Genomic DNA, 24,024 nt, shown 5'->3' on the forward strand with positions numbered 1-24,024 from the left:
GAGACGACGTGAGTCGCACGGTCAGGCTCGCCTAACCCGGGGTCAGAAACCTCGTGTTCGGATTTGTCTTGATATCAAGATACATGATGTCGAGAGGCCGAGCACCGCGACGCGCCGCCGCTACCGCATCGAGCGCACGTAACCGACGACCCTGCGGCCGTCCCGGACCCGGTCCTCCCACGTGATGCCGACGCCCAGGAGCACCGCACTGACGGCGGCGATCAGGAGCACGCGCGGCGCCGCGTTCGCGTACGGACCGATGTTGCACAGCACCAGCAGCGCCAGGATCGAGGTGCCGGCGACGAACGGCGCCTGCCAGCTCAGTCGCACGCCGGCAGCCAGCGCGACCACCGCGCCCGCTCCGAGGAGCAGCGCGCGCAGATCGGTCGGGTCGGCCAGCGCCTGCGGGACGCTCGGCAGCAGCGCGAGCGCCAGTCCCGGGCCGAGGGTCGCCCACGTGCTCGTCCCGGAGCCCCGGAGGGTCTGGTGCACGCCGATCGCGAGGGCGACAACGCCGAGCGGGAGCGTGTAGGCCTCCACGAACGAGGAGCCACTCTCGACGATGAGCAGCACGTACGCGATCAGCAGCGAGACACCACCCGGCCAGACGTACCAACGTCGACCGGCCACGCTGAGGCCGAGGGCGACGAGGACGGCACCGACCAAGGTCCAGCGCACCGCCATCTCCCCCGTCGACCCGGGGACGGCCAGACCCACCACGACGCCTGCGGCGCCGGCGAGCTCGAGCGGCACGCGGGCGGGGTGCTCCGGGAGGCGCAGGTTCGCGACGGCCACCAGTGTGAGGCCCACACCGAGCACCACGAGCGCCGTGATCGTCTCGTCCAGGTCGATCTGACCCACCAGCGACCCGACTCCGGCGACCGCCAGCCATCCGGCGACGACACCGCTCAGCACGCGCATGACGTCGGGGCCCTTCATGATCGCGAGGGGGGCCAGGATCGCCGCGCCCGCGAGCCACGTCGCGCTCGACACCCCGTGCGAGGCCCCGGCGAGGGTCGAGGCGGTCAGGACCAGGAGCAGGGCGACCGGTCCGGCCGCGATCACGGCCTCGCGCACCCGCAGGGCCAGGGCGACCAGGGCCAGCGCCAGCAGCACGGCAGCGACCGCCCACACGGGCAGGCGCAGTGCCACGACGGCCTCGATCGCGCCCAGCGCGGCCACGACCGTCATGATCGACGTCGCGTGGCGACGCAGGCCCGACGCCTCCGGCCACCGCGGGAGCGCCCACGCGACGACGAGGAGACCGGCGAGGACGACGGGCACCGCCCACAGCTCGTGGTTCTCGACGCTCGCGACGTCGAGGCGGTTGTTCCACTGCAGAGCCCAGGGATCCTGCAGGATCAGGCCGATGACGCCACCGACCTCGCCCAGCAAGGCCAGGTGCATCAGCGCGACGGCGACGATCACGGGCAGCGCAGCCACTCGTACCCCGCGCATCCAGTCGTCGGTCCCGCGGATCCCGAACGCCGCGAGCACAGCGGCAAGGAGGGCAACGGTGGAGGCGATGACCTCGTCGCTCGCGCCGTCCGCAGTCGGCACCACGACGAGGGCGACGACAGCCAGCACGGCCAGCGCCGTGGCAGGGAAGCGCACGATCGGGACCACCGCGGCGATCACGAATGCCGCGACCGCCATGAGCATCATCGGGACCCCGTGTCCGCCCGCCAGCACGTCGCCGATCGCCGGGTGTGCCCCCAGCTCCACGAGTGCCGCGATGTAGGCATAGACGAAGAACGCCGCCACGACCAGGCGCGCCACGATGGTCAGGGCCGCGAGATCGGCCGGCCGCGTCAGCAGGGCCAGCACTCCGACGACGACCAGGGCGATGACCGCTCGCCAAGCAAAGCCGATGTCGTCGACGACCCCCCCGGCGCCGAAGCCGGCGCCGACGATCCCGGCGCCACCCGCGACCACCGCAGTCGCCAGGACCACGGAGAGGTGGGGTCGCGCCCAGAGTGCGATCGCCACGGCCAGCGCCAGCAGGACGACGCCCCACACGAGCCAGGCAGCGGCGACGTCGAGCGACCCGAGACCGACCAGGCCCTCGTGGCGGGCCGCGAAGAAGTCGAGCGTGAGCAACGCCAGGAACACCGACCAGACGGCTTCGGCGGATGCGCGCAGAGGACGACGCGTGACCCAGACGCCGAGGGCGCCCATCACGGCGGTCACGGCGATGAGGATCAGCGTCCGACCGGCCAGGCCGAGGTCCTCCCACGACCGGGTCACGAAGATCGTGCCCGCGACGACGAGGCCGAAGGCGCCCAGCACGAGCAGGATGGTCCCGACCGGCCACGGCTTGGACGATGCCACGGACGGCTGCGGGGGCGCCGGGTAGGACGGGAAACCGGGGCCGCCCGGCGGCGGGGTGAACGGCTGCTGCTGGACCGGCGGCGGTTGGACCGGCGAGGGCTGGACCGGCGAGGGCTGGAACGGCGGCGTGGGAGCACCCTGAGGGACCGGCTGTCGCGCCACCCGACGCCGGCCCGCCCGTGCCAGCAGGTCGTCCGCCTGAAGGAGCACCTGCCACAGCTGGCGCACCTCGAGCGAGCTCAGGTCGAGGCCGCAGTGAGGGCACGCCGGTTCACCGGCGATCACTCCTCGGCAGTCCGGGCAGGCGTGAGGGTCGGCGAAGCGCATGGCCACACCATGGCGTGTGTGACAGCCAGACTCAAGTTGCGCCCAGCGTGTCGGCCCCTGTCGTTGAGTCCGCGCCCGCGAAATGGTCGATGAGCACCGTGCGCACCTGCAGGTAGAGAGACCGCATCGACACCGTCTCGCCGCGCTCGGCGCGGCGCGCCCACTCGTCGTAGGCCAAGCGCAGAGTGGTGCTGATCGCAGTGACGACGGCGCGGGCGTGGATCTCGTCGACGTCGGGGTCGCAGTTGGCGCGCAGCACCATGGTCGTGAGCTCCTGCACCTGCTCGTCCTCACGGGTGAGAGCGCGCGCGAGCAGGCCCGGGTCGGCGAGAACGAGGCGGCGCGCCCGCAGGATGCGGGCGTGGCCCTCGGGGGACTCCGCATCCAGGGCATCGATGCTTGCGAGGCAGGCCTGCTCGATCGCCCGGATCACGGCGGGCGCCGTCTGATCGACGGCCCGCACGCTCGCCACGAGTCGCTCCATCGAGTCGTCGTCGACGAACAAGGCGTTCTCCTTCGTCACTGCGTGGCGATAGAAGGTGCGTGGAGCGATGCCGGCCGCCTCGGAGATCTCCTCCACCGTCGTGGCCGACACCCCCTGGCGCTCGAAGAGCTCGATCGCAGCATCGCAGATGTCGCGACGGGTCTCGCGACGTCGCAGCTCGCGCAGACCGCCGTGGGTGTCGAAGTCGCTCACCCGCCCATCCTCGCACCCTGCCGAGAAAAGTGGCAGTCGCTGCCATATAGTGGCGACGGCGCTCTGGCCGATTTTCCGACGCGCCATGCGCCCCTTCGCCAGCCCGGTCGACAGAAAGCCCTTCGTGACGCTCGAGCAGAACCACCAGACCACCTCGCCCTCCACCGGCGCCCTCACTCACCGCACCGGCCCGGTGATCGCCCTGCTCGTGGGGTCGGCCTTCGTCGTCATCCTGAACGAGACGATCATGGGCGTAGCCCTGCCCCGGCTCATGACCGACCTCGACATCACCGCGGCCACCGCGCAGTGGTTGACCACCGGATTCCTGCTCACCATGGCGATCGTGATCCCGTGCACCGGCTACCTGCTGGCTCGGTTCCCGCTGCGAGGGCTGTTCTTCACGGCGATGTCCCTGTTCGCCACCGGGACCCTGATCGCGGCGCTCTCCCCCGGCTTCGAAATGCTGCTCGCCGGGCGTGTGGTCCAGGCCTCCGGCACCGCGATCATGATCCCCCTGCTGTTCACCACCGTGCTCAACGTCGTGGCGCCCGAGCGGCGCGGCCGCATGATGGGCGTCATCACGATCGTCATCGCCGTGGCCCCGGCGATCGGACCGACGGTGGCCGGGGTCGTCCTGTCGGCCCTGGACTGGCGCTGGATGTTCTGGCTGGTGCTGCCCATCGCGCTGCTCGCCATCGCGCTCGGTGCGGTGTGGGTGCGCAACGTCACCGAGACCTCGCACGCCACGTTCGACCCGCTGTCGGCCGTGCTCGCCGCGATCGGCTTCGGCGGTTCCATCTACGGCCTCAGCCTCATCGGCGAGTCAGCCTCGGGCGACACGCCCGTCTCGTTCTGGGTTCCGCTCGTCGTCGGCGCCGTCGCGCTCGGCGTGTTCGTGCTGCGCCAGCTGTCTCTGCAGAAGACCGACACCGCCTTCCTCGACCTGCGCACCTTCGCCTCGCGCTCCTTCAGCCTCGCCGTCGCGCTCGTCGTCGTCGTGATGGCGGCACTGTTCGGCTCCCTCATCCTCCTGCCGCTGTTCCTGCAGGACGCTCTTGGGCTCGACACCCTCGAGGTGGGCCTGATGATGCTGCCCGGCGGCGTCCTCATGGGCGTGATCGCGCCGATCGTCGGCGCGCTCTTCGATCGCTTCGGACCCCGGCCGTTGGTGCTGCCCGGGATGAGCGTCGCCGCCGTTGCCCTGTGGGGCATGACCACGTTCGACATGGACACCGAGATCTGGTGGATCGTGCTCGTCTACATGGTCCTCAACCTCGGACTCGGCTTCGTCTTCACCCCGCTCCTCACCTCGGCACTCGGCTCCCTCCCCCGCGCCCTGTACTCCCACGGCAGCGCGGTCATGAGCACCCTCCAGCAGGTCGCGGGCGCCGCCGGCACCGCGCTGTTCATCACGCTCATGTCGCTCGGCACCAGGCGGGCCGAGGATGCCGGTGACGGCCCCGCCGAGGCGCTGGCTGCCGGGGTGCACAGCGCATTCCTCGTCGGGGCGGTCATCGCCACCGTGGCCGTCGCGCTCACCCTGTTCGTGCGCAGGCCTGCCGACGTCGAGGAGCCGTCACCCCAGGTCGTCGGGCACTAGGTCCAGCGACGGCGTCAGTGCCGGCCGCGCGGGCCGAGCACCGGCCGCCAGCTGGCCGCCGTGTCCGGGTCACCCGTGCCGTCGTAGCGCGCTCGCAGGGGGTATGCGTACACCGGACGTTCCATCGTGGTGCTCCCGGTGGCGACCTTGCTGGCCAGCACCGAGGTGGGCGCCTTGCCCCGCTCGGTCCAGGCGCGGATGTCGCGGAGCCAGTCGACCTGGTCGGCACCGGGCCCGCCGCCGCAGTGGTACACGCCGGGCAGCAGGTACAACCGCGCGAACTGCTGGGTGCGGGCCAGCGAGCCGTAGCGTCGAACCACGTCCTCGTAGTACTGGATGGTGCCGAACGGAGTGATCAGCGGGTCGGCGAGGCCGTGGTAGATCATCAACTTTCCGCCCGAGCGGCGGAACGCATCGAGGTTGGTGGTGTCGGCGTTGTAGACGTTCGCCAGCGTGCTCAGCCGGGCTGCGTCCCGGTTCGGATCGAAGTCCCGCAGCGAGTAGTCCGGCCCGGGGTCGGACGGGAACGCCAGATAGCGCAGGGCTTGCTCGGCGAACGCACCGCCACCGCTGAGGCCGGTCGGCGAGGTGCTGATGTCGGCACCGACCCAGCCGCCCTCCGAGCCCCGAGGAAGCCCACCGGGGTACAGCTCGCGGCCCCGGTCGTCGCGCGGGCTGTCGTACCACTTCTTCACCACAGCGACCTGCGCAGCACTGAGACACCCCGTCGCGGCCCCGCCATCCGGGCAGAGCAGCGTCGCCGGGTTGAACCGGCAGGTGCGCGGATCGTCGACCACACCGTCGGCGACCGGCCCGTCGCAGGCCTCCTGCACGCCTCGGGCGACCAACGCGGCGGCGTCCGCGTCGACGATCTGCCGGAAGCTCGCGTCCCGGTTCTGCAACTCCCTCACCCCCTGGGAGAGAGGAGCCAGGTAGTTCTGCCGGTTGGCCGGCGCACCGGCCACGATCCCGTCGAAGTCGTGCGGCCAGCGCTGCGCCTCGATCAGGGCCTGCCGGCCACCGGTCGAGCAACCCACGAAGTAGGAGTACGCGGGTGCATGGCGGGTCAGCTTTGTGAGCGCAGCCTTGGCGGCCAGCGCGGTCAGGTGTTCCGAGAGGTAGCCCCAGGTCTTCTGGGCCGCAGTGTTGTTGAACGCGAACGAGGCGTCGGACCCGCTCCCGACGTGGCCGGTGTCGTCGGAGGCGACCGCGTACCCGAGGTCGACGCTGGCGTCGCCTGACGTGCCAGCGGTCGGGATGCTGCCGCAGAAGCCGCCGCCACCCTGCTGGACGTAGCGGCGGTTCCAGTCGGTCGGCGCGGCCAGGCGCAGCTGGATCACGGAGGTGCTGGCGTCGCCGGCGCGGACCGTGACGCTCGCGCGTACGTCGCAGTAGGGCGTGCCGGCGGCGGTGCGGCCAGCGGTCGCGGACGTGACCACCGTCCGGTGTCCGACGGCGCGACTCAGGTTGCCGATCGCGGCGGTGGAGCAGTCGGTTCGTGTCGCGGGACGATCATGGGCGACGGCGGGACCGGGTGACCCGGCGACGACCAGACCGGCCGCGACGGCCATCCCGCTGAGAAGACGTAGGGCGTGTCGCACGAGGGACTCCGATGTTTCGCTGGGCGGAACGTCGCTGAGGCACCGCGACCTTGAGATCACGGTAAAACCGGCATGACACGAAGTCAACGGTCACCAGCATCGTTCCGCCTGACGACGGCTCGGATCACCCCAGGTCGGAATCGACCCTCTCCAGCAGCGCGACGCACTCGACGTGCTGGGTCATCGGGAACAGGTCGAACGCGCGCAGGTCGGTGAGGACGTAGCCCTTGCTCGCGAATGACGCGAGGTCGCGCGCCAGCGCGGCCGGGTCGCACGCGACGTAGACGATGCGGCGCGGCTCCAGGGCAGCGATGTCGGCCACGGCCTTCTTCGCGCCCGTGCGCGGCGGGTCGAGGACCACGACGTCCGCGCGATCACCGAGGGCGTGCTGGCGCAGCGCCCGCTCGACGGTCTCCCCCACGAGCCTCACCTGCGCGAGGTCGTGCAGATTGCGGCGGGCGTCGCGGGACGCGCCCGGATCGGACTCGACGCTGAGGACGGTGCCGCCCTCCCCCGTCTGCTCGGCGAGGAAGGTCGTGAACAGGCCGACGCCCGCGTAGAGATCGAGAACCGTGTCGCCGGGCCGCACGTCGGCGGCCGCGAGCACCGCGTCGACCAAGGTGGCCGCCGCCTGCGGGTGCACCTGCCAGAAGCCCGAGCCGCTGACCCGGAAGTCAGCGGTGCGCACCCGCTCGGTGACCGCGCCTCGGCCGCCGCGGGTCGTGCCGTCCATCGCGACGACGCCGTCCACCTCGGCCTCGACCTCGTCGCTGATGCTGGCGTCGGTCACGAGCAGCCGGTCACCCGTCGAGGACACGATCGCCTCGACCGCCTCCGCGTCCCACGTGCGCCCCAGCACCTGCGGCAGGTCGGGGTGGGCGATGAGGCAGCGGTCCACGGGCACGATCTCGTGCGAGCGGTGGCGGCGCAGTCCGGGGCGCCCGTCCTCGTCGACCGCGAACTGCACGCGCGTACGCCAGCCGAGGGCGTCGGGGTCGACCGCCTCGACCGCACCGTCCCACTGCAGGCCCGCCAGGCGGCGCAGCTGCTCGCGGACGACGTCGCCGAGCAGCTCACGCTGGACCGCGGGGTCGACGTGCTGGAAGTCGCATCCTCCGCACTTTCCGGGCCCGGCCCACGGGCACGGCGGCACGACCCGTCCCGGGGCGGCCTCGATGACCTCGATCGCGTCGGCGCGCAGGAACGTCTTGGTCTCCTCGGTCACCCGGATGCGCACCTTCTCGCCCGGCAGGGTGTGCCGGACGAACACGACCTGGCCGTCCAGGCGTGCGACGCAGTGGCCGCCGTGGGCGATCGGGCCGATGTCGACGACGGCTTCGATCGCCATCATCGGCTCCGGAACCCGCGTCGGACGTCACCCGGTGCCGGACGTTCCTGCGCCAGCTTCTTCCTCGCGTGACGGGCCGAGCTCAGCTGGTAGGGAACGCTGGTCACCATGACTCCGGGCACGAACAACAAACGTCCTTTCAATCGCAGGGCGGTCTGGTTGTGCAGCAGCTGCTCCCACCAGTGGCCGACCACGTACTCGGGGATGTAGACCGTGATGATGTCGCGGGGGCCGGACTTGCGCAGCTCCTTGACGTAGCGCACCACGGGACGCACCAGCTCGCGGTAGGGCGAGTCGACGACCTTGAGCGGCACGGGGATCTTGAGGTCCTCCCACTGCTTCATCAGGTTAGCGGTCTGGTCGGGGTCGAAGCCGACGGTCAGCGCCTCGAGCGTGTTCGGACGGGACACGCGGGCGTACGTGAGCGCACGCATCGTGGGCTTGTGCAGCCTGCTGACCAGGACGATCGCGTGGACTCGCGACGGCAGGGTCACGTCGGAGTCGTCGATTGCGAGCTCGCCGGCGACGCGGGTGTAGTGCCGGTTGATCGCGCGCATCAGCACGAAGACCCCGATCATCGCCACGATCGCGATCCAGGCACCGGCGAGGAACTTGGTCAGCAGCACGATGACGAGCACCGTCGCGGTCATCGCCAGCCCGATCGTGTTGACCGCCCGCGACCGCTTCATGCGCGTGCGCTCGTGAGGATCCGTCTCGGCCGCGAGGTGCCTGTTCCAGTGCCTGATCATGCCGAGCTGGCTGAGGTTGAACGAGACGAAGACGCCCACGATGTAGAGCTGGATGAGCTTGGTGACCTCGGCGTCGAACGCCTGGATCAGCACGATCGCCGCGAGGGCGAGCACGATGATGCCGTTGCTGAACGTGAGGCGGTCGCCGCGGGTGTCGAGCTGGCGCGGCAGGAAGCCGTCGCGCGCGAGGATCGACCCGAGCACCGGGAAGCCGTTGAACGCGGTGTTGGCGGCCAGGATGAGGATGATGCCGGTGCACGCGATCGTGAAGTAGAACAGCGGCGTGAAGTCGCTGTAGAGGGTCTTGGCGAGCTGACCGATCACGGTGTCCTGCGTGTAGCTGTCCCCGGCGGGGCTGCCATCGGGACGCAGCAGCTGGGTCGCGGGGTCCTCCACGAAGCGCAGCTTCATCAGGTCGGCCAGCACGATGATGCTCATCAGCATCGCGATCGCGAGCGATCCCAGCAGCAGCAGGGTCGTGGCGGCGTTCTTGCTCTTGGGCTTCTTGAACGCCGGGACGCCGTTGCTGATCGCCTCGACCCCCGTCAGCGCCGCGCAGCCCGACGAGAACGCGCGCGCCAGCAGGAACACCATCGCGACGCCCGTGAGCCCCTGCTCGAACTGCCCCTCGGGCGCGATGTCGAAGCCTGCGCTCGGCGCCTCCGGCAGGTCGCCGAACAGGTAGCGGGAGTAGCCCCACAGGCCCATCATCAAGATCGCGGCCATGAACAGATACGTGGGCACCGCGAACGCCTTGCCCGACTCCTTCGTCCCGCGCAGGTTCATCGCCATCAGCACGATGACGAGCACCGACGCAGCCGTGGCCTCGTGCCCGTTCAGCCAGGGCAGGGCCGAGGTCGCGTTCTGCACCCCCGAGGAGATCGAGACCGCGACCGTGAGCACGTAGTCCACCAGCAGCGCGCTGCCCACGGTGAGCCCGGCCGTGGGGCCGAGGTTGACCGTCGCGACCTCGTAGTCGCCGCCGCCGCTGGGGTACGCGTGGACGTTCTGGCGGTACGACGCGACGACGGTCAGCAGCACCAGGGTCACGGCGATGCCGATCTTCCAGTTGAACGCGTACGCGGACAGCCCGCCGAGCGACAACGTCAAGAAGATCTCGTCCGGGGCGTACGCGACCGAGGACAGCGCATCGCTGGCGAAGACCGGCAGCGCGATCCGCTTCGGCAGGAGGGTCTCCCCCAGCTGGGTGCTGCGGAGCTTGCGGCCGACCAGCGCCCGTTTGGTGACCTCGGTGACTCCCACGAGAGTCGATGCTAGACCTGCGGTGGGCATCTCACCGACTGGCGCACACGGGGAGCCCTTTGCCGGTGTAGCGTCGCCTCCGTGCACATCGTGATCATGGGTTGCGGACGGGTCGGATCGACTCTCACGCGCAGCCTCGAGCAGCGCGGCCACACCACCGCCGTCATCGACACGAACCCCGACGCGTTCCGTCGTCTGGGTCCGGGTTTCAGCGGCATCACCGTCACCGGGATGGGCTTCGACCGCGAGGTGCTGAAGAAGGCGGGCATCGAGCGTGCCGACGCCTTCGCGGCCGTCTCGAGCGGTGACAACTCCAACATCATCTCCGCGCGGGTGGCCCGTGAGCAGTTCAAGATCGAGAACGTGGTCGCGCGCATCTACGACCCGGGACGAGCCGAGGTCTACGAGCGGCTCGGCGTGCCGACCGTCGCCACCGTGCCGTGGGCAGCCGACCAGGTGCTCCGCCGGCTCGTGCCCGCGGGATCCGAGCCGGCCTGGCGCGACCAGTCCGGCGACGTCCGCCTCGACACGGTCTACGCCCCGTTCAGCTGGGTCGGCCACCGCATCGCCGAGCTGGAGGCCACCGCGAGCGTCCGCGTCGCCTACCTCACCCGGCTCGGCGCGGGCCTGATCGCGCAGCCTGACACGGTGATCCAGGAGGGCGACTACTTGAGCCTGTTCATGCTCGAGTCGACCGCCGAGAGCTCCCACGCCGCACTCGACGCAGGACCGGAGGCCGGATGATGCGCGTCGTGATCGCGGGAGCGGGCGCCGTCGGGCGCTCGATCGCCCAGGAGCTCATCGGCAACGGGCACTCGGTGCTCCTGATCGACAAGTCCCCCGCGTCGATCCGAGCCGAGCTCGTGCCCGAGGCTCAGTGGCTGCTCGCCGATGCGTGCGAGCTCTCCTCGCTGACGGAGGCCCAGCTCGAGTCGTCCGACGTCGTCATCGCTGCGACCGGTGACGACAAGGCCAACCTGGTCATCTCGCTGCTGGCCAAGACCGAGTTCGCAGTCCCCCGCACGGTCGGCCGCGTCAACCACCCGAGCAACGAGTGGCTGTTCAGCGAGTCCTGGGGCGTGGACGTCTCGGTCTCGACACCGCGCCTGATGTCGGCGCTGGTCGAGGAGGCCGTGACGGTCGGCGACCTGGTGCGGCTGTTCACGTTCCGCCAGAGCAACACGACGTTGGTCGAGCTGACCATGCCGGCCAACTCGCCGTACGTCGGCAAGCGGGTCGCCGAGGTCCCGTGGCCCTCCGACGTCGTGCTCGTGGCGATCCTGCGCGACAACTCGATCGAGACTCCGGACGGCGACCGTTCGCTCGAGTCCGGCGACGAGCTGCTGTTCGTGACGCCCGAGGAGGCCGAGGACCACCTCGGCGAGCTGCTCTCCCCCAAGCACTGACCCCACCCAGATTTGCGGACTCCTGCACCGTTTTGCCCCGGGAAAACGTGCAGGAGGGCGCAAATCTGGGCGGGGGGTCAGCCGTCGAGCTTGATGGGGGTGCGGTTGCGGGTCAGCAGCCAGGCCATCGCGGCGAATGCGGCCAGCTGCAGGGGCCAGCCGAGGATGATCTTGCTCGCCCCCAGCAGACCGATCTGGTGATCCAGCCACAACGGCAGCTGCACGGCCACACGCACGACGCACGGGATCGCGAGGATCCAGGTCAGGCTCGAGCAGAGCCGCACCATCGCCTTGTCGGCGTGCCACGCGGTGGGATCGCCCGTGACGGAGCCGACCAGGAAGCCCACGATCGGCCAGCCGACCAGGATCGTCACGATGATGACGACGGCGTAGACGCTGTTGTAGATGAGGCCAGGCGTGAACACCGCGCGGGCGACGTCCTCCTCCGATCCCCCGGACCGCGAGGCCCGGTAGGCGAAGGCCGCACCGATGCCGATGCCGACCAGCGCGTTGAGGACGAACTGGGTCGTCGAGCGCTGCAGCAGCCGGATGAGCAGCAGAACGGCAGTCACCGAGACGCTCACGATGAGCGACAGCTTGATCTCGTCGGTGATCAGGAAGCAGATCGTGAACAGCGCAGTCGGCACGGCTCCCTCGATGATGCCGCGGGGGCCGCCGAGCGCCCGGGCGAGCTGGGCGCGGACGACCTGCTCGACGGTGGCCTGCGTGCTGGTCATCGCTGGGATCGCCTCATCGGGCTCACGCGTCGAGCTCGTACCGCGGGTTGTAGAGGACGCGCGTCGTGCCGCGCATGCCGACCCGGCCCGAGGCCTTGAGGTGGCGTCCCGCTCGGACGCCCTCGATCTTGCGACGTCCGAGCCAGATGAGGGTCACGCTGTCAGAGCCGTCGTAGAGCTCGGCCTCGAGGGCCGTGACGCCGTCGACCGGACGCAGCGTCACCGAGCGCAGGACGCCGTGGATCGTGACCACTGCACGGTCCGGCACCGACGCGATGAGCTTGCAACCGGCCTTGGCGGAGCCGGTCTTGAGCTCCCCGGCCTCCTGGTGCTCCGAGGACAACCGCTCGAGCGTCCTGCTGATGCGTCCCATGACCAGATCCTACTCGTCGTCCAGCACGACGGTGTTGGTCGACGGAGGCGTCAGCAGCAGCGCCTCGCGCAGCAGCCGGGGCTCGTCGCCGCGCACCACGATGACGTCGCGCAGGGCGTCCATCAAGATGCCCTCGTCGCTCGGGTTGAGGCCCGCATCGCCGAGGAACGTCGCGCGCAGCAGCCAGCGCGGGCCCTCGATGCCGACGATCCTGCTGGGCTGGAAGCCGTCCTCGCCCTCGACCTGGACCGGGACGCGTACGTGCAGCTCGGGGCCGAACGGGCCGTCGACCTGCTCGCACTCGCCGTTGAGCCGCTCGACCTCGAGGATCAGGTCGTCGCGCACCTCGTCCCAGAGGCCGCCGGACTTGTTGGCCGCGAACGCCCGCAGCTCGAGCGCCGAGTCGTCGGTGACGAACACGACCGAGCCGATGTCGTCGCTCTCGTCGACGGGCATCTCGAGGTTCAGCCCGACCCGGACCCGGACCTGCAGGGCACCGAGGTCGATGTACGCGGGGTCGTCGCCCGGCGATCTCTCGCTGGCGTCCCACGGACCCGAGTGACGTACGCCCTCGACCTCGACGTCGGCGACCTGCTCGTCGGGCGTCTCGTCGGACTGCTTCTTGCGGCGGCGGAGTGCCATCAGCTGCTCTCTCGTTGGATGTCGGCGGTCGCATGACCCCCTGTTGAACCGTAACCCCCCGAGCCGCGGACCGACTCCGGGAGAGCGTCCACCTCGGCGAACGTGACCTGCTCGACCCGCTGGATCACGAGCTGGGCGATCCGGTCGCCCCGGCTCAGCCTGATCGGCTGCGCCGGGTCGTGGTTGACGAGCAGGACCTTGATCTCGCCGCGGTAGCCCGCGTCGATCGTGCCGGGAGTGTTGACGATCGACAACCCGAGGCGCAGCGCGAGGCCGGATCGGGGGTGGACGAACGCCGCGAGGCCCTCGGGCAGGGCCAGTGCGATGCCCGTCGGGACCAGCGCGCGCTCCCCCGGGCCGAGCTCGACGTCGACCGTCGTGACCAGGTCGGCCCCGGCATCGCCGGGATGGGCGTACGCGGGGAGCGGCACCCCCGGGTCGAGCCGCGTGACGGTCACCTCGAACATGGGTGCGACCCTACCTGCGTCGCGTCCACGACCGGCATGAGGCAAGGTTGAACCGTGACGACCTACCGTGAACGCCTGACCGCCCCGATCTCCTGGTGGCTCACCGCGCTCGGATTCGGCGTGGTGTGGGGATGGCTCTTCCTCGTGATCACCACCTGGACCATCGCGATCGTCGCGGCTGTCGTGGTCGCTGCCGTCTCCCTGTACGCCGTGTGGCGCTACGGCTCCCTGGTCATCTCGGTGACTCCCGAGGGCCTCCGGGCCGGATCGGCCCACCTGGAGGCCGCCCACGTCGGACCGGCGACGGCACTGGACCGCGCGGCGTACCGCACCCGCCTCGGCACCGGGGCCGACGCCCGGGCGTACCTCGTCACCCGGCCCTACCTCGACCACGGGGTGGCCGTGGCCGTGTCCGACCCGGCCGACCCCACGCCCTACTGGCTCATCTCGACCCGGCACCCCGAGGCTCTGGCCACGGCGCTGGGCACCCCCACCCAGGCGCCGCAGAAGCCGGCCCACGACCCGATCGGAGACCCGCCCCGTGGCGAAGAAGCGTAAGAAGGCGTCCCTCGCCCAGGAAGCGGCGAAGACCCCCAACACCAAGGCCCCCGGCCGCGGCACGTGGAAGGTCATGGACAAGGGCTCGTCGGTCGTCGCCGGCCTGCTCGCGCAGCGGGCGTCGAGCCTCGCGTGGCGCACCGTCACCGGCAAGCGTCCCCCGACCAGCGGGCGGCACCCTGAGGTCAGCACCCGTGAAGCCGTCGCGTGGGCGATGGTCGGTGGCGGCATCATCGAGCTGGTCAAGGTCGGCGTGCGACGCGGCACCGCGACGTACTGGGTCAAGTCGACCGGTCAGCTGCCGCCCGGGATGAAGCCGCTCATGCGGGCCCAGGGCGACACAGCCCCGAGCACGACAAAGGAGCCGGTCCTTGCGGAACCGGCTCCCACTCACTCGTCGACCAGGAAGGTCAGTCGGCGCAGTCGCGGCAGATGAGCACGCCGTTCTTCTCCGAGGCGAGCTGGCTGCGGTGATGCACCAGGAAGCACGACGAGCAGGTGAACTCGTCCACCTGCTTGGGCACGACCTGGACCGCCAGCTCCTCGTGGGAGAGGTCTGCTCCGGGCAGCTCGAATGACTCCGCCGCCTCGGTCTCGTCCTCGTCGACCTTGCCCGAGTTCTTCTCGTGCCGACGCGCCTTGAGCTCTTCGATGCTGTCCTCGGACTGCTCTTCTTCGGTCTTGCGTGGTGCGTCGTAGTCGGTAGCCATCAAATCTCCCTTTGTGCGGAACAACCGGCGTGATTGTTCCACACCGCTCCTAATCCTCCGTTGTCAGAACCCACAAGACCGGACGAGATCGAAATATTCCTCTGCAACCGCAGGATGGGCGGCCATCACCATGCGCTCGTCCGGCACCCCGTCGAGACCGGTCACGACCAGTCCCGACTCGACCGCCACGAGCCCGGCCGCCGCGTGGTCCCACACGTGCAGGCCCTGCTCGAAGTACGCGTCGTAGTGGCCCTCGGCGAGGGCGCACAGGTTGAGAGCGGCGGACCCGGTGCGGCGGATGTCCGCGACCTGCGGGAGGAACGCCCCCATCGCGGCGGCCTGCTTGGCGCGGATCTCCGGGACGTAGTGGAAGCCGGTGGCGACCAGACCGCGCGCCGGGGGCACTCCCTGCGTCGCGACCAACGGGCGTCGCTCGTCGCCGTCGTGGCGCCAGGCACCCTCGCCGCGTACGGCACCGTGCTCCTCGCCGGAGGCGATGTTGACCACGTGCCCCGCGACGACGACCCCGTCGCGACGGGCGGCGATCGACACCGCGTACGCGGGGATGCCGTGGACGAAGTTGACCGTGCCGTCGATCGGGTCCACGACCCAGTCGACGCCCGACGAGCCGGCCAGGTCGTCGCCCTCCTCGCCGACGAAACCGTCGTCCGGTCGGGCCGCCAGGATGCGCTCGCGGATCAGCCGCTCGCACGCCTGGTCGATCTCGGTGACGACATCGGTGTCGCTGCTCTTGGTCGCCGCGACGTCGACGCGTCCTTCGGGACGACTGCGACGGACGAAGTCCGCGGCCTCCAGTCCCACGCGGCGCGCGACGTCGAACAGCGCCTGGCTCATGCCGTCACGTCCCCCACGCCGCCGATCGTGGGCAGCGAGGCCCGCGGGTTCAGGCAGCAGTCGGCCGGGCAGACGTCGTGCGAGGCCGGGAGCTCGCCGCACGCCTTGCGCTCGACGGTCTCGCCCCGCTCGACCGCGGCGCGCTCGACCAGCAGGTCGCGGACCATCGCGACGAACTCCGGGTGCGCGCCGGGGGTGTCGACCCGGTCGTACTGCAGGCCGAGCCGCTCGGCCGTCGCCCTGGCCTCGGTGTCGAGGTCGTAGATGACCTCCATGTGGTCGGAGATGAAGCCGATCGGCACCACGACGACGGACTCGACGCCGTTCGCGTGCAGCTCCTCGAGGTGGTCGTTGACGTCGGGCTCGAGCCACGGCACGTGGGGCGATCCCGATCGCGAGCAGTAGACCAGCGACCAGTTCTCGGCACCTGCGCCCTCCGCGACCTGGGCCGCGACGCTCTCGTGCTGGCGCTTGTACATCCGCTGTCCCGGCCCGCCGCTGGCCTCGTTCATGGAGGTGGGGATCGAGTGGGTCACGAACACGACGTGCGTGCCCGCGGGCGCCGCCTCGAGCGAGGCCCGGGTCGCCTCGGTGAACGGCCCGACGAAACCGGGGTGGTTGAAGTAGTGGCGCAGGCGGCTCAGGCCGATCTCGAGACCGCTCACCGCGTCGTACAGGTTCTCGCGGTACTGCCGGCACCCGGAGTACGACGAGTACGCGCTGGTGACGAAGCACGCGGCACGCTTGACGCCGTCGGCCGCCATCTGCTCGGCCGCGTCGCGAAGGTAGGGGTCCCAGTTGCGGTTGCCCCAGTAGATCGGCACGTCGATGCCGTGCTCGGCGAAGTCGGCGCGCAGCGCCTCCAGCAGCTCGACGTTGAGCGCGTTGATCGGCGACTTGCCGCCGAACTGGAAGTAGTGCTGGCCGACCTCCTCCAGGCGTTCGCGGGGGATGCCTCGCCCCGCGGTCACGTTCTCCAGGAAGGGCACGACGTCGTCGGGCTTCTCGGGCCCTCCGAACGACACCAGCAGCAGCGCATCAAAGGGTCGGACATCCATGCGTTCATCCTCTCACCGGACTGGGTAGGGTGCTCGGGCTGGGAGGCGAGATGCTGACGACGTACCGCGACGTTCTGTCGCGACCGGGTGCTGCCCTGTTCTCGTTCACGGCCCTGTGGTCGCGGCTCCCGCTGTCGATGGCGGGGCTCGGCATCGTGCTGCTCGTCCACGAGCGCGGTGGGTCGTACAAGGACGCCGGCATCATGTCCGCGGCGTACGTCCTCGCGGCGGCCGCGTTCGGCCCGCTGCAGGGGCGCCTCGCCGACCGGGTCGGTCAGGCCACGGTGCTGTGGGTCGTGGGCGGCCTGTACGCGACGGGGATCGGCGCGTTCCTCTACGCGGTCGACCAGGACTGGTCCACGCCGTGGCCGCATGCGTGCGCGGTGCTGGCGGGCCTCGCCACGCCGCAGACCGGCAGCATGGTCCGCGCCCGCTGGAACCACGTCATCACCGACCGCACCCAGCTCAACACCGCGTTCTCGATCGAGGCGATAGCCGACGAGGTCGTGTTCATCGTCGGGCCCGTGCTAGTGACGTTCCTGACGCTGCAGGCACCCGACGTGACAGGCCTGATCTGCGCCGCCGCCGCCGCGCTGATCGGCAGCTGGGCCCTGGCCCTGCAGCGGTCGACCCAGCCACCCGCGACGCCTCGCGACACCCACGTCGGGCCGGCCCTGAACTGGGCCTTCCTCGGGCCCATCGTGCTGGTCTCCGGCGCCCTCGGGATCGTGTTCGGCTCGGCCGAGGTGATCATCGCGGCGTTCACCGACGAGCAGGGCCGGCCTGGTGCCGCAGGCTTCGTGCTGGCGGTGTGGGCGGCCGGGAGCCTGCTCGCGGGCGTCGCCGTAGGCGCGCTCCCCCAGCCCGCGCGACCGCTGGTCCGGCTGCGCCGCGCGATCCTCGTGCTGGGTGCGCTGTTCGCCCCGCTGTACTTCGTCACGAGCATCCCCGCGGTCGCGATCGGCGTGTTCCTCGGCGGGTTCATGATCTCGCCGACACTCATCGCGATGGTCAACCTGATCGAGCGCGAGGTACCACACACCCGGCTCACCGAGGCGCTGACCTGGTCGACGACCGGCATGTCGGTGGGGGTCGCGCCGGGGGCCGCGGTCGCCGGCGCGGTGATCGACGGGCAGGGTGCCTCGGCCGGCTTCCTGGTCCCCCTCGCCGCGGGCGTGGCCGGCGCGGTCGTCGCGTGGTCCATCCGGACGTCGACGCAGCCCTGACGGCGGGTGAAATCGGCCCACCGGGTCACTAAGGTGGAGAGCAATATGACCCACCTCACTCTCGCCGAGCGCAGCGTCGAGCTGGTCCACGCCTGGATCGACCCGAACCGCTCGCACGCCCGCCGCCCGGACGCCGCCGCCGCACGCCTCGCCCAGCTTCTCAAGGACCCCCAGGGGCTGGAGTTCACGATCGGCTTCGTCGACCGCGTCGTCCGCCCGGACGACCACCGGATCGCGGCGCGCAACCTGCGGACGCTCGCGCGAAGCACCCCGGCGTTCCTGCCGGTGAGCCAGAGGCTGCTGCTCAAGCTCGGCGGGGTGACCTCCCTCGTCCTGCCCGGGCTGGTCGTCTCCGTCGCCCGCAGGACGCTGCGCAGCATGGTCGGCCACCTCGTGGTGGACGCCCGCCCCCAGCAGCTCGGCCGAGCGATCCGCAAGCTCCGCGCGGGCGGTGACCGGCTCAACCTCAACCTCCTGGGCGAGGCGGTGCTCGGTGACGGGGAGGCAGCGCGGCGCCGCGACGGCACCCTCGCGCTGCTCGAGCGTGAGGACGTCGACTACGTCTCGATCAAGGTGTCCTCGGTCGCCAGCCAGCTGTCGATGTGGGCCTTCGACGAGTCCGTCGCCCGCGTCGTGGAGCAGCTGATGCCGCTCTACGAGCGAGCGGCCGCGGGCGAGCCGACGTTCATCAACCTCGACATGGAGGAGTACAAGGACCTCGACCTGACCGTCGCGGTCTTCACCCGCATCCTCGAGCGCTTCCCGGCGCTCGAGGCGGGCATCGTCCTGCAGGCGTACCTGCCCGATGCGCTCGGCGCGATGCAGGAGCTGCAGGCCTGGGCGGCCCGGCGACGGGCCGACGGCGGTGCGGCGATCAAGGTCCGCGTCGTCAAGGGCGCCAACCTCGCGATGGAGCGCGTCGACGCGACCGTTCACGGCTGGCCACTCGCGACCTGGCACTCCAAGCGCGAGACCGACACCAACTACAAGCGCGTCCTGCACTGGGCCCTCACCCCCGAGCGCACCGAGGCCGTACGCATCGGCGTCGCAGGCCAGAACCTGTTCGACATCGCGTACGCGTGGCTGCTCGCGGGCGATCGCGGCGTCCGCGACGGCGTCGACTTCGAGATGCTGCTGGGGATGGACGGCGGGCCGGCTGACGCGGTGCGCGCCGACATCGGCCAGCTGCTGCTCTACACGCCCGTCGTCCACCCCGCCGAGTTCGACGTCGCGATCTCCTACCTCGTGCGACGCCTCGAGGAGAACGCGAGCAGCGACAACTTCATGTCGGCCGCGTTCGAGCTGTCGACCAGCGCCGACCTGCTGGAGCGGGAGACCCGGCGGTTCCTGGAGTCCGTCGAGGCCCTCGACGAGTCCGTGCCCGGGCCGCACCGCGTGCAGGACCGCTCGAACGAGAGCCTGACCCCGGTCGCCGACCGCTTCGCCAACACACCCGACACCGACCCGTCCACCGCCGCCAACCGGGCGTGGGCCCGGCTGGCGCTGGAGCGCTCGAGCGACACCGAGCTGGGCGACGAGACCGTCCGCACCAGCACGCTCGACGGCGAGGACGATCTCGAGGCCCTGGTGCTCGACACGCGCAAGGCCGCGAAGGCATGGGAGGCACGCGGCACCGACGTCCGCGCGCAGGTGCTGCACCAAGCGGCCGCTGCCCTCGCCGACCGCCGGGGCGACCTGATCTCCGTCATGGCGGCCGAGGCGGGCAAGACCGTCGCGGAGGCCGACGTCGAGGTCAGCGAGGCGATCGACTTCGCCAACTACTACGCGGAGGCCGCGCGCCGGCTCGACGAGGTGGACGGCGCCGAGTTCGTGCCCGACACGCTCACGGTCGTCACTCCCCCGTGGAACTTCCCCGTCGCGATCCCGGCCGGGTCGGTCCTGGCCGCGCTCGCGGTCGGCAGCGGTGTCGTCATCAAGCCGGCGCCGCAGACCCAGCACTGTGCGGCAGTCATGGTCGAGTCCCTGTGGCAGGCCGGGGTGCCGCGCGAGGTGCTGCGCTTCGTCACGGTCGAGGAGGGGCCGGTGAGCAGGTCGCTCATCGCCCACCCGCAGGTCGACCGCGTCATCCTCACCGGCGGGTGGGAGACCGCCCAGCTGTTCCGCTCGTGGCGACCCGATCTGCCGTTGCTCGCCGAGACCAGCGGCAAGAACGCGATCGTCATCACCCCCAGCGCCGACATCGACCTCGCGGTCGCCGACCTCGTCAAGAGCGCATTCGGTCACGCCGGGCAGAAGTGCTCTGCCGCGAGTCTCGCGATCCTGGTCGGCTCGGTCGCGCAGTCCGAGCGGTTCGAGCGTCAGCTCGTCGACGCCGTGCAGTCGCTCAAGATCGGTCATCCGCAGGATCCGCAGGTGACCATGGGACCGGTCATCGAGCCTCCGCAGGGCAAGCTAGCGGACGGTCTCACCCGGCTCGGCGAGGGCGAGTCGTGGCTCGTCGAGCCCCGCCAGGTGGGCGACGACGAGCGGGTCTGGTCCCCCGGCGTCCGCACGGGCGTACGTCCCGGCAGCGAGTTCCACCGGACCGAGTACTTCGGGCCGATCCTCGGGATCATGCACGCCCGGACGCTCGACGAGGCGATCCAGTGGCAGAACACGACGGACTACGGCCTCACTGCCGGCATCCACTCCCTCGACGCCGACGAGGTCAACGCGTGGATCGACAGCGTCCAGGCCGGCAACCTCTACGTCAACCGCGGCATCACCGGCGCGATCGTGCAGCGCCAGCCGTTCGGTGGGTGGAAGCGGTCGTCGGTCGGCACCACGGCCAAGGCCGGCGGGCCCAACTACCTGACCCACCTGGGCACGTGGAGCCCTCGCCCGCTGCGATCCACCGCGGCGGAGCCGGACCTGGCACCCGAGGTGGTCGCGGTGCTCGAGGCAGCTGCCACGGGACTGACCGCGGCGCAGGTGGCCGAGCTCGAGGCCGCGGCGGCGTCCGACCAGCTCGCCTGGACCGGTGGGTTCGGCGTCGCCGAGGACGTCTCCGGGCTCGGGGTGGAGCGCAACGTGTTCCGCTACGTCCCGGTGCCGGTGACGATCCGGTTCGACGGCCTCCTCGCCGACCTGGTCCGCGTCCTGCTCGTCGCGGCCCGCACAGGAGCCCCGGTCGAGGTCAGCTCGGGGACACCGCTGCCGGACGGGCTCGTCCCGCAGGCCCGGATCGAGACGCAGGAGCAGTGGCTGGCGAGGGCCGCCGCGAGCCGACCGTCGCGCGTACGTCTCATCGGCGGCGACCCGCTCGCGCTGGCCGTGGCCGTCGAGGGTGACCCCGACGTCGCGATCCACTCCGGCACGGTCACGGCGTCCGGACGGGTCGAGGCGCTGCCGTTCCTGCAGGAGCAGGCCATCTCGATCACCAACCACCGCTTCGGCAACCCCGACGCCGAGTTCACCCACGTCCTCCCCCGCTGACCCCCGCCCACGAGTCACGTACGGACGCCGACGAGTCACGCACCGACGCCCACGAGTCACGCACCGACGCCGACGAGTCACGTACGGATGCCGAGGAGTCACTCAGCGTTGTCGCGAAGTGACTCCTCGCCTGTCGTACGCGACTCGCCAGCGGTCGTACGCGACTCGTCAGCGGTCGTACGCGACTCGTCAGCGGTCGTACGCGACTCGTCAGCGGTCGTGGGCGACTCGTGGGCGGTCAGACGTGGGCGGTGCCGGGCGGCAGGGGCGCCGACCACCCGCGCTTGAGGGCCAGGACCCGCCAGACCAGGCAGGTCCCGAATGCGACGATGTACCACCACTGGGACCAGCCCTCGTGGTGCACGACGCTCGCCACGAGCGCTCCCGCGAATGCCGGGGTCGCGTAGAGCTCACCGCGGAAGACGACCGGCACGCGCCCCGACGCGATGTCGCGCATCATCCCCCCGCCGATGCCGGTGAGCATGCCGAGGGCCGAGGACGACAGCACGTTGAGCCCCGCCTCCTCCGCCGTGACGGCACCCGTCACGCAGAACAGCGCGAGTCCCACCGCGTCCAGCAGCATGATGCCGCGCTCACGCCGCCCGAACGTCGGGTGGAAGGCGAACACCACGAGGGACGTGACGAAGGGCACCACCAGATAGCGCCAGTCCTCCAAGGCCGCTGGCGGGACCGAGCCGATCAGCAGATCGCGCAGCACGCCACCGCCCAGCCCTGTCATGACCGCGAGGACTGCGACACCGAAGACGTCCAGCTCCTTGCGGACACCGACCAGCGCGCCTGTCGAGGCGAAGACGGCGATCCCCGCGAGATCGAGGATCAGCAGCAAGGTGGTGGACACAGCAACGACGCTAGCGCGTACCGGCGCGTCGCAGCAGAATCGAACGCCGCGCGCCTACGATTGAGGTTGAACGCTTCGTGTGACGCCCACGCGGAGTCGTCGACAGCGGAGGCGATGACATGCGTGATCTCAATCTTCAGAGATTGAGTGAGGACGGACGGTTCCTCATCGCGCGAGACGTCACCACCGGAGAGCAGTACCGCATCCCCGCGGACCACCGCCTCACCGCGATGCTCGGCACGTCATCCCGCTCTGGGAGCACCCCCGGCCAGATGGAGATCCGTATGGAAAGCTCACTCAGCCCGCGCGACATCCAGAGCCGCATCCGCCGCGGCGAGTCACCTCAGTCCGTCGCGGACTCGGCCGGTGTGCCGGTCGCGCAGATCGACGGCTTCGCCGGTCCGGTCCTCGCCGAGCGCGAGTTCATGTGCGAGCAGGCCCGCAAGACCGCGATCCGCCGCAAGCACATCGGCGGCGCCGGCATCCTGCTGGGCACCCTGATCGCGGAGAACATCGCCGCCGACGGCGGTGTCCCCGAAGAGGCCGAGTGGGACTCGTGGCGGCGTGAGGACGGTCGCTGGACGGTCCTCGTGACGCCCCACGGCCAGGCCGAGCCCGCCACCTTCCTGTTCGACGTCAAGAGCCGCTACGTCGTCCCGGCCGACCAGCACGCACACGACCTCGTCGGTGACGTCGCGCTGCCCGACTCCACCGACATGGCGATCGCCGATGCCGTACGCGCGTCGGCCCCCGCACCCGAGGCCGAGCCGATCCAGGACGAGCTGCCCCAGGTCGAGGCGCCCGCCGCCCCGGTCGTCCCGATCCCCGAGCCGCTGCAGCCGATCGAGCAGGCCGCACTCTCCGCAGTCTCCTCGCTCAAGGAGGCCCGTGACCGGCGCGCCCTCGAGCAGCTCGCGCTGGAGGAGACCGAGGCCGTCGCCGACAGCCCGGCCGCCGAGGTCGAGGCCGACGACTTCGAGGACTCCCTGCAGCACAACGTCGCGGTGCCCGACACGCTGGGCCCCCGCAAGAAGCGTCAGGAACGTCGTCGCGTCCCCAGCTGGGACGAGATCATGTTCGGCGACAAGAACGACTGAGACCGGCCGGCTCAGTCGAACCGGCTCAGTCGAACGGCAGGACGTCGGGCGACAAGGCCGCGGCCTGCGCGGACGCCGCCGTCATGCGACGGCGGTGGTGCCGACGACAGAGCACCTCATAGCCCACCTGGGGCGCGGGACGCTCGGGGTCCTCGACGTCGCCCACGACGATGACCTCCCCCTCGGTGACCATGACGCCGTCCTCGGTGCGCGCATTGTGCGTCGCACGCTCGCCGCACCAGCACAACGCCTCGACCTGCAGGGTGTGCACCCGGTCCGCCAGCTCGGTCAGCCGCAGCGATCCGGGGAACATCTTGGTGCGAAAGTCGGTCAGGATCCCGAATGCGAAGATGTCGATCGACAGCTCGTCGGTGATCTTGGCCAGCTGGTCGATCTGCGGGACCGTGTAGAACTGCGCCTCGTCGCACACGAAGTAGTCGATGCGTCCGCCATGCGTGAGCTCACCGACCGTGAACTGCCAGAAGTCGAACGCGTCGTCGACCTCGATCGCCTCGACCGACAGGCCGAGCCGGCTCGACAGCGTCGCGGTGCCCGCGCGGTCGTGCGAGGTGAACACCCGCCCGACCCGGCCACGGGCCCGGTGGTTGTGGTCCATCTGCAGCGCGAGCGTGCTCTTGCCGCAGTCCATCGTGCCGCTGTAGAAGTTCAGATCCGCCACGGCCAC

At 70.7% G+C, this 24,024-nt stretch carries 22 protein-coding genes; 8 read left to right on the forward strand and 14 right to left on the reverse strand.

What is annotated here, in order from left to right; genetic code table 11:
- Positions 1-120: 120 nt before the first annotated feature.
- Both GEV27_RS11025 and GEV27_RS11030 read right to left on the reverse strand, forming a co-directional pair.
- Complete coding sequence (locus GEV27_RS11025; protein WP_153934292.1) at positions 121-2,658, reverse strand: SCO7613 C-terminal domain-containing membrane protein; 2,538 nt, start codon at positions 2,656-2,658, stop codon at positions 121-123.
- Positions 2,659-2,689: 31 nt separating this feature from the next.
- Positions 2,690-3,355, reverse strand: coding sequence for a TetR/AcrR family transcriptional regulator (locus GEV27_RS11030; RefSeq protein WP_153652484.1), 666 nt, complete (start codon positions 3,353-3,355; stop codon positions 2,690-2,692).
- Between the two features lie 124 nt (positions 3,356-3,479).
- On the opposite strand from GEV27_RS11030, the gene GEV27_RS11035 reads away from it, so the two are divergent.
- Positions 3,480-4,955 carry an MDR family MFS transporter gene (locus tag GEV27_RS11035; protein WP_309222190.1) on the forward strand — a complete coding sequence of 492 codons (1,476 nt, stop codon included), beginning with the start codon at positions 3,480-3,482 and terminating at the stop codon, positions 4,953-4,955.
- Positions 4,956-4,969: 14 nt separating this feature from the next.
- Here GEV27_RS11035 and GEV27_RS11040 read toward each other — a convergent pair whose 3' ends face one another.
- From GEV27_RS11040 to GEV27_RS11050, 3 genes are all read right to left on the reverse strand, one after another.
- Positions 4,970-6,556: a tannase/feruloyl esterase family alpha/beta hydrolase gene (locus GEV27_RS11040; protein WP_153934296.1), complete on the reverse strand. Its 1,587-nt coding sequence runs from the start codon at positions 6,554-6,556 to the stop codon at positions 4,970-4,972.
- Between the two features lie 124 nt (positions 6,557-6,680).
- Positions 6,681-7,904 (reverse strand): class I SAM-dependent RNA methyltransferase, encoded by a 1,224-nt coding sequence (locus GEV27_RS11045; RefSeq protein ID WP_153934298.1) that lies wholly within the window; start codon positions 7,902-7,904, stop codon positions 6,681-6,683.
- Positions 7,904-9,916 carry an APC family permease gene (locus GEV27_RS11050; protein WP_375335590.1) on the reverse strand — a complete coding sequence of 671 codons (2,013 nt, stop codon included), beginning with the start codon at positions 9,914-9,916 and terminating at the stop codon, positions 7,904-7,906. The genes GEV27_RS11045 and GEV27_RS11050 overlap by 1 nt, the downstream gene beginning before the upstream one ends.
- 96 nt (positions 9,917-10,012) lie before the next feature.
- On the opposite strand from GEV27_RS11050, the gene GEV27_RS11055 reads away from it, so the two are divergent.
- Entirely contained in the window at positions 10,013-10,660 is a 648-nt protein-coding gene (locus GEV27_RS11055) for a TrkA family potassium uptake protein (RefSeq protein ID WP_153911868.1), read from the forward strand.
- Positions 10,660-11,322, forward strand: coding sequence for a TrkA family potassium uptake protein (locus GEV27_RS11060; protein ID WP_153652478.1), 663 nt, complete (start codon positions 10,660-10,662; stop codon positions 11,320-11,322). Before GEV27_RS11055 ends, GEV27_RS11060 begins: the two co-directional genes overlap by 1 nt.
- A gap of 77 nt (positions 11,323-11,399) precedes the next feature.
- On the opposite strand, the gene GEV27_RS11065 is transcribed toward GEV27_RS11060, so the two are convergent.
- From GEV27_RS11065 to dut, 4 genes are read right to left on the reverse strand one after another with little or no spacing between them, the layout of a single operon-like run.
- On the reverse strand, positions 11,400-12,059 hold the full coding sequence (locus tag GEV27_RS11065) for a DUF3159 domain-containing protein (protein WP_153934303.1): 660 nt from the start codon (positions 12,057-12,059) through the stop codon (positions 11,400-11,402).
- Between the two features lie 22 nt (positions 12,060-12,081).
- Complete coding sequence (locus tag GEV27_RS11070; RefSeq protein WP_153652476.1) at positions 12,082-12,432, reverse strand: OB-fold nucleic acid binding domain-containing protein; 351 nt, start codon at positions 12,430-12,432, stop codon at positions 12,082-12,084.
- A 9-nt stretch (positions 12,433-12,441) separates the two neighbouring features.
- A complete protein-coding gene (locus GEV27_RS11075; RefSeq protein WP_153934305.1) occupies positions 12,442-13,074 on the reverse strand; it encodes a DUF3710 domain-containing protein in 633 nt (210 codons plus the stop codon).
- The gene (dut, locus tag GEV27_RS11080; RefSeq protein ID WP_153911421.1) at positions 13,074-13,541 is read right to left on the reverse strand and encodes a dUTP diphosphatase; all 468 of its coding nucleotides are present in this window, start codon (positions 13,539-13,541) and stop codon (positions 13,074-13,076) included. The genes GEV27_RS11075 and dut overlap by 1 nt, the downstream gene beginning before the upstream one ends.
- 54 nt (positions 13,542-13,595) lie before the next feature.
- Here dut and GEV27_RS11085 point away from each other — a divergent pair, with 54 nt between their 5' ends.
- Both GEV27_RS11085 and GEV27_RS11090 read left to right on the forward strand, forming a co-directional pair.
- Positions 13,596-14,099, forward strand: a complete 504-nt coding sequence (locus tag GEV27_RS11085) for a DUF3093 domain-containing protein (RefSeq protein WP_309222191.1) — start codon at positions 13,596-13,598, stop codon at positions 14,097-14,099.
- Positions 14,083-14,535, forward strand: a complete 453-nt coding sequence (locus GEV27_RS11090) for a DUF4235 domain-containing protein (RefSeq protein ID WP_153652472.1) — start codon at positions 14,083-14,085, stop codon at positions 14,533-14,535. Before GEV27_RS11085 ends, GEV27_RS11090 begins: the two co-directional genes overlap by 17 nt.
- On the opposite strand, the gene GEV27_RS11095 is transcribed toward GEV27_RS11090, so the two are convergent.
- From GEV27_RS11095 to GEV27_RS11105, 3 genes are all read right to left on the reverse strand, one after another.
- On the reverse strand, positions 14,510-14,809 hold the full coding sequence (locus tag GEV27_RS11095; protein ID WP_153652471.1) for a DUF4193 domain-containing protein: 300 nt from the start codon (positions 14,807-14,809) through the stop codon (positions 14,510-14,512). The genes GEV27_RS11090 and GEV27_RS11095 overlap by 26 nt on opposite strands.
- A 63-nt stretch (positions 14,810-14,872) precedes the next feature.
- Positions 14,873-15,664, reverse strand: a complete 792-nt coding sequence (locus GEV27_RS11100) for an inositol monophosphatase family protein (RefSeq protein ID WP_153911422.1) — start codon at positions 15,662-15,664, stop codon at positions 14,873-14,875.
- Positions 15,661-16,722, reverse strand: coding sequence for a ferrochelatase (locus GEV27_RS11105; protein ID WP_153934307.1), 1,062 nt, complete (start codon positions 16,720-16,722; stop codon positions 15,661-15,663). Before GEV27_RS11105 ends, GEV27_RS11100 begins: the two co-directional genes overlap by 4 nt.
- Before the next feature lie 50 nt (positions 16,723-16,772).
- Here GEV27_RS11105 and GEV27_RS11110 point away from each other — a divergent pair, with 50 nt between their 5' ends.
- Positions 16,773-17,948 (forward strand): MFS transporter, encoded by a 1,176-nt coding sequence (locus GEV27_RS11110; protein ID WP_153652468.1) that lies wholly within the window; start codon positions 16,773-16,775, stop codon positions 17,946-17,948.
- Positions 17,949-17,993: 45 nt separating this feature from the next.
- On the forward strand, positions 17,994-21,383 hold the full coding sequence (locus GEV27_RS11115; protein ID WP_153934310.1) for a bifunctional proline dehydrogenase/L-glutamate gamma-semialdehyde dehydrogenase: 3,390 nt from the start codon (positions 17,994-17,996) through the stop codon (positions 21,381-21,383).
- A gap of 238 nt (positions 21,384-21,621) precedes the next feature.
- Here the strand turns inward: GEV27_RS11115 and GEV27_RS11120 are convergent, their stop codons facing one another.
- Positions 21,622-22,242, reverse strand: a complete 621-nt coding sequence (locus GEV27_RS11120; RefSeq protein ID WP_309222192.1) for a trimeric intracellular cation channel family protein — start codon at positions 22,240-22,242, stop codon at positions 21,622-21,624.
- 119 nt (positions 22,243-22,361) lie between these two features.
- Here GEV27_RS11120 and sepH point away from each other — a divergent pair, with 119 nt between their 5' ends.
- Complete coding sequence (sepH, locus tag GEV27_RS11125) at positions 22,362-23,339, forward strand: septation protein SepH (RefSeq protein ID WP_153652465.1); 978 nt, start codon at positions 22,362-22,364, stop codon at positions 23,337-23,339.
- Between the two features lie 25 nt (positions 23,340-23,364).
- Here the strand turns inward: sepH and GEV27_RS11130 are convergent, their stop codons facing one another.
- Positions 23,365-24,024: a thymidine kinase gene (locus tag GEV27_RS11130; protein ID WP_243839005.1), complete on the reverse strand. Its 660-nt coding sequence runs from the start codon at positions 24,022-24,024 to the stop codon at positions 23,365-23,367.

It is taken from the genome of Aeromicrobium sp. S22 (genome assembly GCF_009661045.1).
In the GTDB taxonomy this organism is placed as follows: Bacteria; Actinomycetota; Actinomycetes; order Propionibacteriales; family Nocardioidaceae; genus Aeromicrobium; species Aeromicrobium yanjiei.